The sequence below is a fragment of the Variovorax durovernensis genome, assembly GCF_977011995.1.
In genome coordinates, this window is record NZ_CDRNCW010000001.1 from 4,613,165 (window position 1) to 4,629,527 (window position 16,363).

Genomic DNA, 16,363 nt, shown 5'->3' on the forward strand with positions numbered 1-16,363 from the left:
TGTCTGTCTCTCAGGGATGGAGTCGATCGATTGTGCCGGGCGCGGGCTTGGCGACGAAGCCGCGCTCCACGTCGCCGCGAAAGCCGACCGATTCGTATAGGCCATGAGCCTCCTCGCGCGCCACGCCGGAAAGCAGCAGCACCTTGCAGCAGCCCTGCCGCTCCCAGGCCAGCGCCAGCGCATGGCGCAGCACCTGGCGCGCGAGCCCGCGCCGGCGGAAAGCCGCCGCAGTAATGACGTGCTCGATGACGCCGATGCGCCGCCCACCGCTCGCCAGGTTCGGAATGGTGGCCAGCATGCAGGTGGCGCCGAGCCGGCCGTCGACTTCGGCGACGACGACGCTGGCATGCGGGTCGTCGACGATGCCGCGCCAGAGCCGTTGCGCGTCGCCCGGCGAGAGCACAGGGTCGTGCGGGCGAAGCTCGGCGTACAGGGCTTGCACGGCGGCGAGGTCGTCCAGGGTGGCGGTGCGGATGACGGGCGTCGAAGTGTTCATGGCGCTGAGGGGCAACAAGGCGTTTCCCATTCTTGCCGCTTTCAAGGCCCCGCCGTTCGCTACCATGCGGCCACAACAACACGGAACCGGAGACAGACACCATGAAGATCCGCCCCGCCGCACTCGCGGCCCTTGCCTTGGCCGCCCTCGCCTCGCTTCCCGGCTGCACCTCCATGACGCCCACCGTGGCGCAGCGCCAGCTGATGCTGGTGGCGAACGACGAGAAGCAGTCTTGGAACGACGCCGGCGCCGTCAACCTCGGCCCCATGGGGCGCGACACCGTGCAGGTGCTCGACATCGGCACCGATCCGCTCGCGCCCAAGGTGCTGGGCACGCTGCAGCTCGACAACACCATTGCCGGCCCGCCGACCAACCTGGCCATCACGCCCGGCGAAACGCTCGCGCTGGTCGCCAACTCGCTCAACGTGATCGAGGAAAACGGCGTGCGCAAGCAGGTGCCCGACAACCGCCTGTTCGTGATCGACCTGACCGCCAGCCCGCCCAAGCTGCTGGACACACTGCAGGTCGGCAAGCAGCCCTCGGGCCTGTCGATCAACCGCGCGGGCAACCTGGCGCTGGTGGCCAACCGCGCCGACAACTCGGTGAGCGTGCTGCGCATCGCGGGCAAGAAGGTCACGCTGATCGACACCGTGGCCATGGGCGAATCGGTGGCGCATGTGCGCTTCACGCCAGACGGCAGGCGCGCGCTGGCGGCCAAGTTCCCGAGCCACAAGATCGCGCTGCTCGACGTGGACGGCGAAAAGGTCAGCTACAACAAGGTCGATCTCGCGGCGGGCCTGTGGCCCTACAACGTCGACGTGACGCCCGACGGCAAGCTCGCGCTCACGGCGGACAACGGCAATGCCGGCGCGTCCGACGGGCAGGTCGACACGGTGAGCGTGATCGACATGGAAGCCGCGCCGCCGCGCGTGATCGACAAGGTGGTGGTCGGGGACGGCCCCGAGGGCCTGGCCGTGAGCCCGACCGGCAGGCATGCGGTGGCGGTGATCCTGCGCGGCAGCAACGCAGCGAAGAACGCCTACTTCTACAACCGCAACGGCTCGGTGGTGCTGCTGAAGATCGACGGCAAGAAGGTCACGCGCGCCAACGAGGTGGTGGTGCGCGGCCTGCCGGAAGGCGCGGTGTGGAGCGCCGACGGAAAGTACCTCTACGTGGGCAACTTCATCGACAAGGACATCACCATCCTGCGGCTCGACGGCGACACGCTGCTGCCTACGGGCAAGTCATTCGCGCTGGAAGGCCATCCGGCCGCGATGCGCGGGACAATGACGCACTGAATCCACTTTTCCCGAACGAAGAAGAAGCCATGGCGCAACCCAAACGACAACTCCGCACGCTCGAACGCGGCATCCTCTGCCTCGTGATCGGCGCCGCCGTTCTGCTGGGGCCGCGCTTCCTGCAGGGCACGCGCTGGTTCGAGATGGTGGCGGGCGCCTATCTGGTCGGCTGGTTCGCGCTGGCGCTGGGCACCGCGCTGGTGGTGGTCGAGCTGTTCAAGCGCGGCAAGCCGCGCCAGTAGCCCAGGCAGGCCTCGATCGCTCGGTCAGGCCTTCTTGCCGCGCAGCTTGCCGACCAGTTCCACCACGGCAAGCACGATGGCGCCGGCCACCACGCCCACGCCGGCATTCACGCCCATGGAGCCCAGCGTGCCGAACACGCCACCGGTGGCCTTGGCCCAGTCTTCGACCGCATGGCCCAGTGCCGGCACGCCGTGCACCAGGATGCCGCCGCCCACGAGGAACATGGCGGCGGTGCCGGCCACCGACAGCGCCTTCATGAGCCACGGCGCCGCCGCCAGGATGCCGCGGCCCAGGGCCCGTGCGCCCGCGCTTGCACGCTGGCTCAGGTAGAGGCCCGCGTCGTCGAGCTTCACGATGCCGGCCACCAGGCCGTACACGCCGATGGTCATGATGAGTGCGATGCCCACCAGCACGCTGAGCTGCGTGGTGAACGGCTGGCCCTGCACCGTGCCCAGCGTGATGGCGATGATTTCGGCCGAGAGGATGAAGTCGGTGCGCACCGCGCCCTTGATCTTGTCCTTTTCGACGGCGACCACGTCGACCGAGGCGTCGGCCACGGCCTGTTCATGGCGCCCGGTGTCTTCGGCGTGTTCCTTCTTGTGCAGGAACTTGTGGGCGAGCTTCTCGGCGCCCTCGAAGCACAGGAATGCGCCGCCGACCATGAGCAGCGGCGTCACCAGCCACGGCAGCCAGGTGCCGATGGCCAGGGCGGCCGGTACCAGAATCGCCTTGTTGATGAACGAGCCCTTGCACACGGCCCACACTACGGGAATCTCCCGTTCGGCCCTGACGCCGGACACCTGCTGCGCATTGAGCGCGAGGTCGTCGCCCAGCACGCCGGCCGTTTTCTTGGCGGCCACTTTGGTGAGAACCGACACGTCGTCCAGTACGGTCGCGATGTCGTCGAGCAGCAGGAGCAGGCTGGTGGCCATGGGCAAGTCGGTGAAAAAGAGAAGCGGCGAGCTTAGCCGTTGCCTTCGGGCTGCTCCGCAATACCCATACGGGGCAGGCTCAGAGCGCGCTCAGCGCCAGTGCCAGCACAGCCAGCAGCGAGACGCCGAACACCGCCAGGCCCACGCGGCGGCGGCGGTGCGTGAGCACCCAAAGCGCCACGCCCGACATCGACAGGAAGATCAGGCTGCCGGCCAAGGTGTCGACCAGCAGGATCCAAGGCATCGGCATGCCGCCGCCCTTGTGCATGTTGGTGAGCGTGGCGACGAAGCCGTTGTGCGTGGTAGCCACGCCGACCGAGCGGTTGCCCTGCCAGTACTCGGCCTGCACCATTTCGTTCGGGCCGCCGAAATTGAAGACCCAGTGCGCCGGCTGCGTGAGCGCGGGGGCGCCGTGGTCGCTCTTGTCGGCCCATGCCACGGCCTTGGCGGGCTCGATACGGGTGGAGTTGGGCGGCCCGCTCATGCGCAGTGCCTCCTGCAGCCAGCGGCTCATGGCCTCGGGCGTCTCGGGCGCCGGCTCGGGCAGCGCCAGCTGGGCGCGGGTGCGCTCCTGTGCCTGCGGCAGCTTCAGCACGTTGCGGTGGTTCAGCCAGATGCCGCTGAACCCGAACAGCAGCCCCAGCACCGCGCCCCAGAGGCCGATCCAGCCGTGCATGCGGCGGATCCACTGCACGGTGGCCGTGCGGCGCTGGTGGGAGCGCACGCGCGCGGCGTGGCCCAGGGTGCTGCTGTCGTGGTCCATGGCAGCGGGGATCAGGAAACGTCGCGCTTGAGCCGGATTTCCTCGACACGCACGGTGCCGAAGGCGGTGGTCTTGGCGGTCTTCATCTCGCGCTTGAAGCCGGCGAGTTCGTGGAAGCGCATGGCGCGGTCGTTGCGGATCGGCACCCAGATGGTGACCGTGGTGCAGCCCTCTTCTTCCAGGCCTTCGCGCGCGGCGTCCCACAGGGCTACGCCGGCGCCCTTGCCCCAGTGCTCGGGCTTGACGTAGATAGCCCAGATTTCACCGGTGGTGGGCGGGGTCTTGGGGTCGCGAGAGCGGTCGAAGCCGACGAAGCCGACGATCTGGCCGCCGTGCGTGACCACGTGCACCTGGGGTTCGCTGTATTCGATGGCTTCGCGCCACTTGGCTTCCCGCGACGCCGGGGCCAGGGTGCGCAGCTCTTCTTCGGGGAGGATGCCTTCGTAGGCAGCCTTGGCGGCCAGGGCGTGGACTTCGGCGACGGCCTTGGCGTCGCGCAGGGTGGCGGGGCGAACTTCGTAATCTGACATGAATGCGGGGAAATCAATGGAACCGCGTATTGTCGCCGCACCGCTAAACTGCCCGCTGCATCCGTCGTAACAACAGGAGAAATCGACATGGCCAAGGGTCAGCAACGCAGCACCAAGGAAGCGAAGAAACCGAAGAAGGACACCTCGCCGCCCAAGCCCGTCGGCACCGGCGGCATCGAACCGGTCCGCACGGTCACCACGGCAGTGATCCCGCGCGGCAAGCTCAAGAACAAGTGACCGACGCAGCACCGGCCCCGGCCAGGCCCGCGCAGCCGCGCAATCCGCTGCACGGGCTCACGCTGGAGGCCATCGTGACGGCACTGGCCGGCCACTATGGATGGGAACAGCTCTCGGAGCTGGTTCCCATCCGCTGTTTCGCGATCGACCCGAGCGTGAGCTCCAGCCTCAAGTTCCTGCGCAAGACCCCCTGGGCGCGCGAGAAGGTCGAGAGCCTGTATCTCTTCATGCTGCGCGAGCAACGCCGCGAACAGCAGCAGCAGAATCCCCCAACCCGCTGATCCCCCCTGATCCCGCAACGATGAAGGTTCGACTCGAACCGTCGGGCCTCAGCTTCGAGGCCGACGCCGGCACCACGCTGCTGCAGGCCGCCGAGGCCGCGGGCATCGAGCTGCCCAGCTCATGCCGCAACGGCACCTGCCGCACCTGCATCTGCCAGCGGCTGTCGGGCGAGACCCGCCACACCATCGAGTGGCCGGGCCTGAGCCTCGACGAAAAAGAAGAAGGCTGGATCCTGCCCTGCGTGGCGCAGGCGCTGGGCGACCTGACGCTCGACGTGCCCAGCGCGCGCTCCCTCTTCCCGGACTGAGTTCGCCGGCCAGGCTAGGAAGACACGGGCCTGGCAGCGGCAGGCGCCGCCACCGTCAGCCGGTCGCGCTGCGCCAGCGACGGGAACAGCTTGAACCAGGTGAGCGCCACCAGCATCGTGCCCACGCCCCCCACCACCACCGAGCCGACCGGCCCCAGCAGCGCCGCAGTTGCGCCCGACTCGAATTCGCCGAGCTGGTTGCTGGCGCCGATGAAGATCGAGTTCACGGCGCTCACCCGCCCGCGCATGGCGTCGGGCGTCTCCAGCTGCACCAGCGTCTGGCGGATCACCACGTTGACCATGTCGGCCCCGCCCGAGACCGCCAGCGCGATCAGCGACACGACGAAACTCTTCGAGATGCCGAACACCACCATGCACAGCCCGAACAGCGCAATGGCCATCAGCAGCGTGCGCCCCACGTGGCGCTCGACCGGCCGGCGCGTGAGCGCGATCGACATCACCAGCGCGCCCACGGCGGGCGCGCCGCGCAGCAGGCCGAGCCCCCAGGGGCCGGTGTGCAGGATGTCCTTGGCGTAGATGGGCAGCAGCGCCACCGCGCCGCCCAGCAGCACCGCGAACAGGTCGAGCGAGACCGCGCCGAGCACCGGCTTGCGCTTCCAGATGAAGTCGACGCCCGCGAACACCGTGGCCAGCGTGACCGGCTCGCGCGCGGCCGGCGTGTAGGCGTAGCGCAGCCGCAGCACCAGCGCACAGGCCAGGGCAAAGCACACCACGCTGGCGCCGTAGACCACCGCCATGCCGGCCACGAACAGCAGCCCGCCCAGCGCGGGCCCGCCGATGATCGCGCCCTGCATGCCGGCCGAGCTGAAGGCCATCGCGCGCGCCAGCATGGTCGGCGGCACCAGCAGCGGCGTCAGCGCCTGCTGCGCTGGCATCTGGAAGGCGCGCACCGCGCCCAGCACCAGCGAAAGGCCCAGCAGCAGCCCGCGCGTGTCGTGCTTCCCCATCACCGCCAGCAGCAGCACCAATGCGACCAGCCCCTGCACCGCGAAGCAGGCCGCGACGATGCGCCCCCGGTGATGGCGATCGACGATGTGGCCCGCCAGCAGCGCCAGCAGCAGCGCGGGCACGAACTGGTAGAGGCCGACAAGGCCCAGGTCCCAGGCGCTGCTCGTGAGGTCGTACATGTGCCAGCCGATGGCCACCAGCAGCATCTGCGAGGCGGCGGTGCCGAAGAGCCGCGCCGTCCACATCTGCATGAAGGGGCGTTCGCGCGTCAGGTCGGAAAAGCTGGGGGAGGAAGCCGCGCCGGCCGGAACGGCGGAGGCTGCGGGAGGAAAGGAAGCGGGAGCGGGGTCGGGGCCGGACATCCGCTCAAGGATATCCGAGGCTTCATGAGCGGGCCGTGAGGCGCGGCAACGCCCCCTGCGCGCCCTTTGTCGCGCTCTCTAAACTCGGTGCCTCCATGACCCTGCCAGCCCCACTGCACCCCGTTCACGAAGACGACCACCTGCTGGTGTTCGACAAGCCTGCCGGCCTGCTCTGCGTGCCTGGCCGCGGCGAGGACAAGCAGGACTGCCTGAGCGCACGCGCCCTGCGCCAATGGCCCGACGCGCTGATCGTGCACCGGCTCGACATGGGCACCAGCGGCCTGGTGGTGATGGCCCGCGGCATCGAGATGCAGCGCGCCCTGAGCGCCGCCTTTGCCGAGCGCCGCGTGCACAAGCGCTACGAAGCCGTGGTCGACGGCGCGATGCCGCTGCGCGAAGACTGGTCGGTGATCGACGCCCCGCTGATGGCCGACTGGCCGCGCCGGCCGCTGCAGAAGGTGGACCCGGCGGGCAAGCCGAGCGTCACGCGCTGGAAGGCGATTTCAGCCTGGCCCGGCGAGCCGGCCGCCACCCACGTGCTGCTGGAGCCGCTGACCGGCCGATCGCACCAGTTGCGCGTGCACCTGCTGTCGATCGGCCATCCGATATTGGGAGACGCGCTTTATGGCGATGCTGCCCTGCAGGCACGCGCACCGCGCCTGCTGCTGCATGCGAGCAAGCTGGGCTTCGTGCATCCGGTGACGCAGCAGGAGCTCTGCTTCAGTCGGCCGCCCGATTTCGTTTCTTCGAGCTGCTGAGTGCTGGCTGGGCCTCAGCCGCCCTTGACGACCAGCACAGGCATGTTCGCGTCCTGCAGCACGCGCTGCGTGACGCTGCCGAGCAGCAGTTTCTCGATGCCGCTGCGGCCGTGCGAACCCATCACGATGAGATCGGCCGCGATGGCGATGGCCGTGTCGACGATGCCTTCGTGCACCACGTGGCCGTCGATCACGCGCTGGTCGCTGTGCAGGCCTTCGGCCGCCAGCGCCGCCACGCCGCGCGCGAGTGCCGCGTTGGCACTGGCCGTTGCGGCGGCGAGGTATTCGTTCTGGCCGAGCGCATAGTCCGCGCCGACGCCGATGAAGGGATAGTTGTCGATCACGTGTATCAACGTGATGCGGCTTCCGAAGGCCAGCGCGAGGCCGCTGGCCTTGCTGACGGCGAGCATGGAAGTTTCGGAGCCGTCGATCGGAACCAGGATGTGATTGAACATGGCGGGACCTCGCTTTCGTTCGCAGACAGACCCGGCTCAAAAAGAGCCGGGGCTCGAATTTAACCGCTGTTCGGGTGGCCGGACTGTAGGACTCGTACCAGCGGCGGCACAACGCGTTCGCGCGCGCCGCCGCGCGGGTTTGTCAGTCGCCCTGAAAACCCTTGGCCCGGCAGGTGATCACGAGCGTATCGCGCCAGCCTTCGCCGCCCTCTTCGAGCGGCTGGATGGGCGTGGACTCGTGGATCACGCGCGCGTCGTCGAGCAACAGCAGGGTCCATGGCTCGGTCATGGTGAAGCGTTCGCCGCGCCGCCCGTTGGCCTCGAACACCCGCGTTTCGCCGCCCTTGATGCCTTGCCGGCCGATGAGTGCGACAGCCACGAGGTCGACACCGTCGCGGTGCGCGCCCTCGGGCGTCGGGCGGCCGATGCCGCCGGCGGTGTCGATGCGAAACTGGTGCGCTTCCACGAACCAGCGCTGCGGCGCGCCGCGCATGTCGCTGCTGGTCTTGCCCAGCTGCTGCAGCAGGCGCTGCCACACAGGTTGCGCCACCGTGGCGTCGAGCATCGGCGCGAACCAGCGCTGCATGCCGCCGTGCAGCGCGTTGTATTCGACCGGCTGCCAGTGCGCGCGATGCGGCACCTGTGCCAGCGTGGCGTGGTCGTCGGCCTCGACGGTGAAGCAGGCATGGCGCCGCGTGCGGTAGCGGCCGCCGTCCTTCAGGTACTCGTCGGGCGGGAGTTCGTTCCAGTCGGCATGCAGCGCCTCGAGCTGCGGCAGCGGAGCGCCTAGCCATTCGCTGACCCCCTGGGGGCTCAGCACCGCATAGCCCTGGCCACGCAGTGCGTCCGGGAGGTCTGCAGGAGCGATGAACGGAGGTGTGAAAGCGGCCGTGGTCACTGCGCGCTGACCTTCACGTCCTTCCAGAACGCGACACGGTCGCGAATCTCCTCTGCTTCCGGCTTCGGGTCGGCGTAGTACCAGGCTGCGTCGGTATTGAGCTCGCCGTTGACCAGCAGCGAGTAGTAGCTTGCGGTGCCCTTCCAGGGGCAGGTGGTCTTGTGGTTGCTGAAGGTGACGACGTCGCGGTTGAGCGAACTCATCGGGAAATAGTGGTTACCTTCGACGAGCACGGTGTCGTCGCTTTCGGCGATGGTGACGCCGTTCCAGGTTGCTTTCATGGTCTTGGTCTCCAGGGGGAGGGTTGCGGGCGCTGGCCGTTGTGCTGCCGCACGGGGCGAGGGGTATTGTGCCGCTGCTGCGGAATGCAGCTTTTTATGTGGTCGTATCTGTGCCTGTTGTGCTGTTTTTTCCCAGGGCCGGGTCTCGGCCCGGCGGCCGACCTACTTTTCTTTGCTTCGCCAAAGAAACGTAGGCAAAAGAAAGGCGACCCTGCTGTCTGCGTCCCTTCGCTTCGCTTCGCTACGGGCAACCTGCGGTGCTCGACTACGGCGGGGGTCCGCAGAACTCGCTTCGCTCAAACAGCTGCGGCCCTGATCCCGCCTACGTCTGCGCTCCTCGGCGCAGCCAGAAGGGAGTTGGAAACCGAACGCGCCATTGCTTCGCTCGGCGCGGATGGCACAGCCGCGCAGCGGCTGTGCGGCGTGGGCCGAGCGAAGCAAAGGCCCGGCCAGTCTCCTCCCCTCTGGCTGCGCCGAGGAGCGGAGTGTTTCGCGGATAAGGGCTCGCAGCTGTTTGAGCGAAGCGAGTTCTGCGAGACCCCGCGAAACGCGAGCACCGCAGGTTGCCCCGTAGCGCAGCGAAGGGGTCGCAGACAGTGGGGTCGCCTTTTCTTTGCTTACTTTCTTTTGGCGAAGCAAAAGAAAGTGAGTCCGCCGCCGGGCGGATATCCCGGCCCCGGAACCAAACCTAGGCAGCCAACCAATGCACGCTGAAGAGCCTCTCAGGATCCGTCCAAACAGCCCCAGGCTTAAACCCCGCCCGAGCAGCCAAAGCCCGAAGCCCTTCAACAGTGAACTTGTGCGAGTACTCCGTATGAATAGTCTCGCCCTCCTCGAACCCAAACCGTTCGCCATTCAAACAAACGCTCTGAGCCCGCCGGCTCACCAGATGCATCTCGATCCGCCGCCGAGGCGCGTTGTAGAACGCCGCGTGCGAGAACCCATCCAGATCGAAGTCCGCATTCAACTCCGAGTTGGCACGACGCAGCAGGTTGAGGTTGAACTGGCCCGTCACCCCTTGCGCATCGTTGTAAGCCGCATGCAGCCGCGCCGGGTCCTTCACCAGGTCGACACCGATCAAGAGCCCTCCGCCACGCAACATCCGAGCAGCAAGCTGCAGAAAGGCCAACGCCTCGTCAGGCTCGAAATTTCCAATGGTCGACCCCGGGAAGAAACCGACTCGCCGCCCTGCCCCGGCCATAGGCGCAGGCAGCACCATCGGCATGGTGTAGTCGGCCGCAATGGGCTGCACCACAAGCTCCGGATAGTCCGCCTTCAACCGCGCCGCAGCCGCTTCCAGGTGCTCACCCGAGATGTCGATGGGCAGATAGCGCTTGGGCGTCTCCAGCGCATCCAGCAGCAGCCGCACTTTCGTGAGCGACCCGGCCCCGAACTCCACGATTTCCGCATTCGGCCCGACCTGCTGCGCAATCTCGCCCGCGCACTCGCCAAGAATGCGCAGTTCGGTGCGTGTGGGGTAGTACTCGGGCAACTCGCAGATCCGGTCGAACAGCTGCGACCCCGCCACGTCGTAGAAGAACTTCGGCGAAATGCTGCGCGGCGAGCGCGCAAGCCCCGCCTGCATCTCGCGCCCGAACTCCGACAGCGGCGCTGCGGCTTCGGAAGCATCGGTAGCGGCACGCGTCTTCGCGGGAACGAAGGACAGCGAGGAAGAGGAAGTCGGATTTCGCATGATCAGATGTCTTTCGCGAGCCGCAGCCCCGAGAACTGCCAGCGCGCCGCCGGCGGAAAGAAGTTGCGATAGCTGGGCCGCGTGTGCCCGGCCGGGGTGGCTACGCTGCCGCCGCGCAACACCAGTTGCCCCACCATGAACTTGCCGTTGTATTCCGCCGCGATGCCGGGCATCGGCCGGAAGCCGGGATATGGGTCGTACGACGAACGCGTCCACTGCCAGACGTGGCCGGTCATCTGCGTGATGCCGGGAGCGTCGTACGCGGCCTCCCATTCGAACTCTGTAGGCAGCCGTGCGCCGGCCCATTCGGCATACGCGGCGGCTTCGTAGAAACTGAGCTGCGACACGGGCGCATCGGCCTCCATCGGCCGCACGCCATGCAGGCCGAACACATTCCAGCCGGCGGAAGGCCCTTGCGTTTGCTGCAGGCCGAAGCCCAGCCGCGGATCGTCGGGCGCGAGCCAGTACGCCGGATGGCGCCAGCCGTTCGCCTGCACAGCCGCCCATCCGTCGGACAGCCAAAGCTCGGGCCGCTGATAGCCGCCGTCGGCAATGAACTGCGCGAAGTCGCCGCAATTCACAAGCCGGTCGGCAATGGCATGCGGCTGCACCAGGGCCTGGTGGCGCGGTGTCTCGTTGTCGAAAGAAAACTCACGGCCGCCAAAGCCCACCTCGACCAGACCGCCGCGCTGTTCGATCCAGCGCATGGCGGGCGGCACGGCGGCCAGCCGCAGCGCCGGCCCGCTCGCGGGCTTGTAGGCGGGCAGCATCGGGTTGCACGACAGCGCATGCAGGATGTCGGTGAGCAGCAGCTCCTGGTGCTGCTGCTCGTGGTTCAGCCCGAGCGTGACGATGGGCTCGATGGCCGCCCAATCGCCGCCGCCCTCTTCGAGCAGCGCGACCACTGCCTCGTCGACATGCCTGCGGTACGCATGCACCTCGTCCACCGAAGGCCGCGTGAGCAGGCCGCGCTGCGGGCGCGGATGGCGCGGGCCGAGCGCCTCGTAGTAGGAGTTGAAAAGATAATGAAAGCGCCTGTCGAAAGGCTGGTAGCCCGTTGCATGCAGCTGCAGCAGCACCGTCTCGAAGAACCATGTGGTGTGCGCGAGGTGCCACTTGGTCGGGCTCGCGTCGGGCATCGACTGGATGCACTGGTCTTCGGCGGAGAGCGGGGCGGCAAGCGCCAGGCTGGTGGCGCGCACATCGCGGAACCTGTCGCGCAGTGCGCTCGCCGCCTGTGTGATCGGCCGGGAAAGCGTCATGGGGTCTCCAGTCGGGTCAGCCGCACTTTGTAGCCCATTCGCGTGAAGAAAGCGCGTAGGACAAAACGCCGCGGGCTCGCAGCCGAAAAATCGGCGGAGAGGCACTGTGGCACAAGACGCAAGGGCTTGCATGGCGGGCTGCGTATCATCCGTCGGATGCAAACGACCAACCCATCGGGCACATCGGGCAGGCCGCGAATCGTCATCGTCGGCTGCGGATTCGGCGGACTCGAAGCGGCGCGCAAGCTCCAGCACGCGGACGTCGACGTGACGGTGATCGACAAGACCAACCATCACCTGTTCCAGCCCCTGCTCTACCAGGTGGCGACCGCCGGGCTCGCGGCACCGTCGATCGCTGCGCCGGTGCGCGCCCTCTTCCGCAAGCAGCCGCGCATCACCACGCTGCTGGGAGAGGTGACCGGCATCGACCCCGCCGCGCGCAAGGTGCAGCTGTCCAACGGCGACAGCGTGCCCTACGACCACCTGATCGTCGCGGCCGGCGCCACGCACAGCTACTTCGGCAACGACCAGTGGGCGCCGATCGCTCCCGGCCTGAAGACGCTGGCCGATGCCTTCGAGATCCGCCGCCGCGTGCTGCTGTCGTTCGAGACGGCCGAGATCACCACCGACCCCGACCGCCGCCGCGCCCTGCTCACCTTCGTGGTGATCGGCGCCGGGCCGACGGGCGTAGAGATGGCCGGCACGCTGGCCGAGATCGCCAAGCACACGCTGTCGGGCGAGTTCCGCCACATCGATCCGGCCAGCGCGCAGGTGCTGCTGGTCGAGGGCGGCCCGCGCGTGCTGCAGGCCATGCCCGAGTCACTGAGCCAGAAGGCGCTGGAGCAGCTGGAGAAGCTGGGCGTCGAGGTGCGGCTGAACGCCCGCGTCACATCCATCGATCCCACCGGCCTCGAAGTGCAGACCGGCGGCGGCGCAGACGGCGCGCCCGCGGCCAGCTACCGAATCGATAGCAGCTGCGTGGTGTGGGCCGCCGGCGTCGCGGCCTCGCCGCTGGGGCGCATGCTGGGCGCCGCCACCGGCGTCGAATGCGACCGTGCGGGCCGCATCAAGGTCGAGCCCGACCTGAGCCTGGCGGGCTTCCCCGCGATCAGCGTGGTCGGCGACCTCGCCGCCGCCATGAGCCATGCGCCAGGCAAGCCGCCGAAGCCGGTGCCCGGCGTGTCGCCCGGCGCGAAGCAGATGGGGCGCGCGGCGGCCGCCAACATCCTGCGCCGCATCGCGGGCCAGCCGACGGTGCCGTTCCGCTATGCCGACTACGGCAACCTGGCCACCATCGGACGCAACTCGGCCGTGGTCGACCTGGGCACGCCCTTCGGTCCGTTGCGCTTCAGCGGCCGCCTGGCGTGGCTGTTCTGGCTGTTCGCGCACGCGTATTTCCTGATCGGCTTTCGCAACCGCATCGTCGTGATGATGGACTGGGCCGGCGCCTACTGGAGCTTCCAGCGCAATGCGCGCGTGGTGGCCGACGTGCAGGGCAAGGGCGAATCCTGAAGATCCGGGCGCCGATATGCAGCTGGCGCCGCGCTGCCGGGGCTGCGGCGCCTGCTGAGGCTCAGAAGAAGAAGCCGTGGTGCCGCGAGTCGCGCTCGCTGCGGCGCCACTCCCACGGCGGCGTCGGCCTCGGGTCGGCCCACAGGCCCAGGCGCTTGCCTCTGGCCCTGGCCTCCAGCTTGAAGAGGCCGCCGCCGCGCCTGGTGGCGAGCTTGTTGTAGTCGTAGACCCAGGCCCAGCCTTCGGACACCATGCGGCTGCCGACGTCCTCGCCGTTGCAGCTGACGTCTGCCACGGTGCGGCCGTAGCGGTCGGTGTCGACTTCGCTGATGAGCGCGGTCTCGCTGAAGCACAGGTTGCCGAGCGCCTGGCGGCTGCGCTGGCCGTAGGGCTGCGCTTTCTCGGGTGCGTCGATGGCCGCGATGCGCACCTTCACGCGTTCGTAGGCACCGATGCGGCCGCAGCGCGCGGTGAGCGTGTCGCCGTCGCTGATGCCCACGACGAGGCAGGAACGCGGAGCGGCTTGGGTCAGGAGCGGAAAGAAGGCAAGAAGGCAGGAAAGCAGCAGCGCGCGCGAATGCATGAAGAAGCGGGAGATAGGCAGAATGCGGGACCGATCGAGGCTAAGTGATCCACTCGCAGGAACCGGTCGGTACACAGACTTTTTCTTTTGAACCATGTTTCGAAGGAGAGCACGCACCATGCAAGAACCCACCCAGGACGACTGGTTCCTCGCGGCCAACGACGCATGGGACGCCGGCGCGCACAAGAAGGCTCTTTCGCTCTTCCTCAAGGCCGCGGCGGCGGGCGAGACCCACGCGCTCAACAGCGTCGGCTATTTCCTCGACCACGGCATCGGCGTGAAGAAGAACCCCGCTGCCGCACGCGACTGGTATCGCAAAGCCGCCAAGGCAGGCGACGTGGCGGGCTGCGCCAACCTCGCCATCTGCTATCGCGACGAAGGCAACTTCCGCTGGGCGCGCTTCTGGTTCGAGAAAGCCTATGCGCAGGGCGACGGCGACGCGGCACTGGAGCTGGGCCGGCTCTTCCTCTGGGAAGGGCCGAACCAGAACCGGCACAAGGTGGTCGACTACCTGGGCAAGGCGGTGGCCTCGCAGTCCATCACGCCGAACGGACGCACCGAGGCGGGGGCGCTGCTGAAGTCGCTGGGCCTCACAAAGTAAGGCCCGCTCCGCTCACTTCGCGCGGCTCTCGTCTTCCTGCAGCAGCCGCCACATCACCTTGCCGCTGCCGCTCTTGGGCAGCGCATCCACGAACTGCACCTTGCGCGGGATCTTGTAGACCGCCATGTTCTCGCGGCACCAATCGATGATCTGCTGCTCGGTGGTGTCCTTGTGCGTGGCGCGCAGCACCACCACAGCCTTGACCGATTCGCCGCGGTAGTCGTCCTTGGTGGAGATGACGCAGGCCTCCTGGATGGCGGGGTGGCGGAACATCAGCAGTTCGACCTCGGCCGGCCACACCTTGAAGCCGCTGGCGTTGATCATCCGCTTCAGGCGGTCGGTGATGAAGAAATAGCCGTCCTCGTCCATGCGGCCCATGTCGCCCGAGCGGAAGAAGCGCTTGCCCTCGAACTCGACGAAGGCCGCCGCCGTGGCGTCGGGCCGTTTCCAGTAGCCCTGGAACACTTCCGGGCCGTGGATGATGATTTCGCCCGATTCGCCGATGGGCATTTCGGCCAGCGTGTCGGGGTCGACCACCCGCGCGTCGGTGCTCATGAACGGAATGCCCAGGCACTGCTGCTTGGGGTGGTCCGACGGGTTGGTGTGCGATGGCGCGGCGGTCTCGGTCAGGCCGTAGCCTTCCTGGTACTTCAGCCCGTACTGCTCCAGCAGCCGCTGTGCAACTGCCTGCGGCATGGCCGCGCCGCCGCCGCCGATGTAGGTCATGCTCGAGAGGTCGTAGCTCGCGAAGTTGGGGCTGGCCATGAGGTCGATGACCATGGTCGGGATGTTGGTCCAGGCAGTGACCTTCCAGCGCGAGATGAGCCGGCCGGCCACGTCGCGGTCCCAGCGCGGCATGATGATCAGCGTGGCCGCCGCCAGGATGGCGGTGTGCATCATGCTGACCACGCCGGTGATGTGGAACATGGGCATCACCGCCAGCACCACCGTCTCGGAGGTCGATCCGCCCCAGAGCTGGCCGGCCACCGCGTTGTGCATCAGGCTCGAATGGTGGTGCACGCAGCCCTTGGGCAGGCCGGTGGTGCCGCTGGTGTAGGGCAGCAGCGCCATGTCGTTGGCGCCCACCACATGCGCGGGCGCCGGATGGTCGGCGGCCAGCACGTCGGTCCAGGCCAGGGCCTGCCCGCCGGCCAGCGCGGGCAGCGGATGGCGGGTGGTGAGCCACTCCTTCCAGGCGGGAGCCGGGGCGTCCTCGCCAGAGATGTCGGCGTCGAAGGCGTCGGTGAACTGGGTCACGATCATGTGCGAAAGCCGCTGCTCGGGCGGCAGTGCGTCGCTGGCCTTGGCAAGCTCGGGCGCGAGGTCGCCGGTGATGATCGCCACCTTGGCGTCGGGGTCGGTGATGTAGTGCTTGAGTTCCTCGGCCCGGTTCATCGGGTTGACCGGCACCACCACCGCGTTGGCGCGCAGGATCGCGAAATGCGCAATCACCAGCTGCGGGCAGTTCTGCATGTCCAGGATCACGCGGTCGCCGCGCTTCACGCCCAGCGCATGCAGCGCGCCTGCCAGGCGCTCGGCCTGTTCGGCGAATTCGCGGTAGCTGAGCACCCGGCCGAAGAACACGAGCGCCGGCTTGTCCGGGTAGCGGGCGGCCGAAGTGGCCAGGTTGTGCCAGAGCGAGGTGGCGGGGACGGTGATCGAATGCGGAAGGCGTTTGGGCCAGAACTTGTAATGCGGGCGTTGTTGCATGGTGAGAACAGGCGGGGGAAGCAGAGGGGAGAAGAAAAAGCGGCTGCACGCAGCCTAAGCCGCCAATGGCACCGCTCCCATCGGGGAAGCCCGTGGGGCGTCGCCTAGGTGACGCCAATTTTTCTGACACCGCTGGAACGCACGCATGCGCCATGCGACTACAGACAACGCACCCGCCATCGGCGATACCT

General features: G+C 67.9%; 20 protein-coding genes. 8 read left to right on the forward strand and 12 right to left on the reverse strand.

The window, feature by feature from the left end; all coding sequences use genetic code 11:
• Positions 1-10: 10 nt before the first annotated feature.
• Entirely contained in the window at positions 11-514 is a 504-nt protein-coding gene (locus ACWV14_RS21970) for an N-acetyltransferase family protein (RefSeq protein WP_454903716.1), read from the reverse strand.
• Between the two features lie 83 nt (positions 515-597).
• Between ACWV14_RS21970 and ACWV14_RS21975 the strand changes: the two genes are divergently transcribed.
• Positions 598-1,794 carry a beta-propeller fold lactonase family protein gene (locus ACWV14_RS21975; protein WP_454903717.1) on the forward strand — a complete coding sequence of 399 codons (1,197 nt, stop codon included), beginning with the start codon at positions 598-600 and terminating at the stop codon, positions 1,792-1,794.
• Positions 1,795-1,823: 29 nt separating this feature from the next.
• Positions 1,824-2,036: a hypothetical protein gene (locus tag ACWV14_RS21980; protein ID WP_198087122.1), complete on the forward strand. Its 213-nt coding sequence runs from the start codon at positions 1,824-1,826 to the stop codon at positions 2,034-2,036.
• A gap of 24 nt (positions 2,037-2,060) precedes the next feature.
• Here the strand turns inward: ACWV14_RS21980 and ACWV14_RS21985 are convergent, their stop codons facing one another.
• From ACWV14_RS21985 to ACWV14_RS21995, 3 genes are all read right to left on the reverse strand, one after another.
• Positions 2,061-2,969 (reverse strand): DUF808 domain-containing protein, encoded by a 909-nt coding sequence (locus tag ACWV14_RS21985; RefSeq protein WP_454903718.1) that lies wholly within the window; start codon positions 2,967-2,969, stop codon positions 2,061-2,063.
• Positions 2,970-3,048: 79 nt separating this feature from the next.
• The gene (locus tag ACWV14_RS21990; RefSeq protein ID WP_454903719.1) at positions 3,049-3,732 is read right to left on the reverse strand and encodes a PepSY-associated TM helix domain-containing protein; all 684 of its coding nucleotides are present in this window, start codon (positions 3,730-3,732) and stop codon (positions 3,049-3,051) included.
• An 11-nt stretch (positions 3,733-3,743) separates the two neighbouring features.
• Positions 3,744-4,262 carry a GNAT family N-acetyltransferase gene (locus ACWV14_RS21995; RefSeq protein ID WP_081271502.1) on the reverse strand — a complete coding sequence of 173 codons (519 nt, stop codon included), beginning with the start codon at positions 4,260-4,262 and terminating at the stop codon, positions 3,744-3,746.
• An 87-nt stretch (positions 4,263-4,349) separates the two neighbouring features.
• Here ACWV14_RS21995 and ACWV14_RS22000 point away from each other — a divergent pair, with 87 nt between their 5' ends.
• Genes ACWV14_RS22000 through ACWV14_RS22010 form a run of 3 tightly spaced genes read left to right on the forward strand, consistent with a single transcriptional unit; the run spans position 4,350 to position 5,088 of the window.
• Positions 4,350-4,499, forward strand: a complete 150-nt coding sequence (locus ACWV14_RS22000) for a hypothetical protein (RefSeq protein ID WP_172839976.1) — start codon at positions 4,350-4,352, stop codon at positions 4,497-4,499.
• Positions 4,496-4,780: a VF530 family protein gene (locus ACWV14_RS22005; protein WP_454903720.1), complete on the forward strand. Its 285-nt coding sequence runs from the start codon at positions 4,496-4,498 to the stop codon at positions 4,778-4,780. The genes ACWV14_RS22000 and ACWV14_RS22005 overlap by 4 nt, the downstream gene beginning before the upstream one ends.
• A gap of 20 nt (positions 4,781-4,800) precedes the next feature.
• Positions 4,801-5,088: a 2Fe-2S iron-sulfur cluster-binding protein gene (locus ACWV14_RS22010; protein ID WP_454903721.1), complete on the forward strand. Its 288-nt coding sequence runs from the start codon at positions 4,801-4,803 to the stop codon at positions 5,086-5,088.
• Between the two features lie 14 nt (positions 5,089-5,102).
• Here ACWV14_RS22010 and ACWV14_RS22015 read toward each other — a convergent pair whose 3' ends face one another.
• A complete protein-coding gene (locus ACWV14_RS22015; protein ID WP_454906051.1) occupies positions 5,103-6,308 on the reverse strand; it encodes an MFS transporter in 1,206 nt (401 codons plus the stop codon).
• Between the two features lie 206 nt (positions 6,309-6,514).
• On the opposite strand from ACWV14_RS22015, the gene ACWV14_RS22020 reads away from it, so the two are divergent.
• A complete protein-coding gene (locus ACWV14_RS22020; RefSeq protein ID WP_454903722.1) occupies positions 6,515-7,177 on the forward strand; it encodes an RluA family pseudouridine synthase in 663 nt (220 codons plus the stop codon).
• A 14-nt stretch (positions 7,178-7,191) separates the two neighbouring features.
• Here the strand turns inward: ACWV14_RS22020 and ACWV14_RS22025 are convergent, their stop codons facing one another.
• The 5 genes from ACWV14_RS22025 to egtB form a co-directional block, all read right to left on the reverse strand.
• Positions 7,192-7,632, reverse strand: coding sequence for a universal stress protein (locus tag ACWV14_RS22025; RefSeq protein WP_007833935.1), 441 nt, complete (start codon positions 7,630-7,632; stop codon positions 7,192-7,194).
• A gap of 142 nt (positions 7,633-7,774) precedes the next feature.
• Positions 7,775-8,530 carry a 2OG-Fe dioxygenase family protein gene (locus tag ACWV14_RS22030; protein WP_454903724.1) on the reverse strand — a complete coding sequence of 252 codons (756 nt, stop codon included), beginning with the start codon at positions 8,528-8,530 and terminating at the stop codon, positions 7,775-7,777.
• Positions 8,527-8,811, reverse strand: a complete 285-nt coding sequence (locus ACWV14_RS22035; protein ID WP_422087484.1) for a DUF427 domain-containing protein — start codon at positions 8,809-8,811, stop codon at positions 8,527-8,529. The genes ACWV14_RS22030 and ACWV14_RS22035 overlap by 4 nt, the downstream gene beginning before the upstream one ends.
• A gap of 688 nt (positions 8,812-9,499) precedes the next feature.
• A complete protein-coding gene (gene egtD, locus ACWV14_RS22040; protein ID WP_454903725.1) occupies positions 9,500-10,504 on the reverse strand; it encodes an L-histidine N(alpha)-methyltransferase in 1,005 nt (334 codons plus the stop codon).
• 2 nt (positions 10,505-10,506) lie between these two features.
• Entirely contained in the window at positions 10,507-11,766 is a 1,260-nt protein-coding gene (egtB, locus tag ACWV14_RS22045) for an ergothioneine biosynthesis protein EgtB (RefSeq protein WP_454903726.1), read from the reverse strand.
• A 156-nt stretch (positions 11,767-11,922) separates the two neighbouring features.
• Between egtB and ACWV14_RS22050 the strand changes: the two genes are divergently transcribed.
• Positions 11,923-13,278: an NAD(P)/FAD-dependent oxidoreductase gene (locus tag ACWV14_RS22050; protein WP_454903727.1), complete on the forward strand. Its 1,356-nt coding sequence runs from the start codon at positions 11,923-11,925 to the stop codon at positions 13,276-13,278.
• A gap of 61 nt (positions 13,279-13,339) precedes the next feature.
• On the opposite strand, the gene ACWV14_RS22055 is transcribed toward ACWV14_RS22050, so the two are convergent.
• Positions 13,340-13,861, reverse strand: coding sequence for a thermonuclease family protein (locus ACWV14_RS22055; RefSeq protein ID WP_454903728.1), 522 nt, complete (start codon positions 13,859-13,861; stop codon positions 13,340-13,342).
• Positions 13,862-13,979: 118 nt separating this feature from the next.
• On the opposite strand from ACWV14_RS22055, the gene ACWV14_RS22060 reads away from it, so the two are divergent.
• A complete protein-coding gene (locus ACWV14_RS22060; RefSeq protein ID WP_422087490.1) occupies positions 13,980-14,462 on the forward strand; it encodes a tetratricopeptide repeat protein in 483 nt (160 codons plus the stop codon).
• Between the two features lie 12 nt (positions 14,463-14,474).
• On the opposite strand, the gene ACWV14_RS22065 is transcribed toward ACWV14_RS22060, so the two are convergent.
• Entirely contained in the window at positions 14,475-16,172 is a 1,698-nt protein-coding gene (locus ACWV14_RS22065) for a long-chain fatty acid--CoA ligase (protein ID WP_454903729.1), read from the reverse strand.
• Positions 16,173-16,363: the final 191 nt, after the last annotated feature.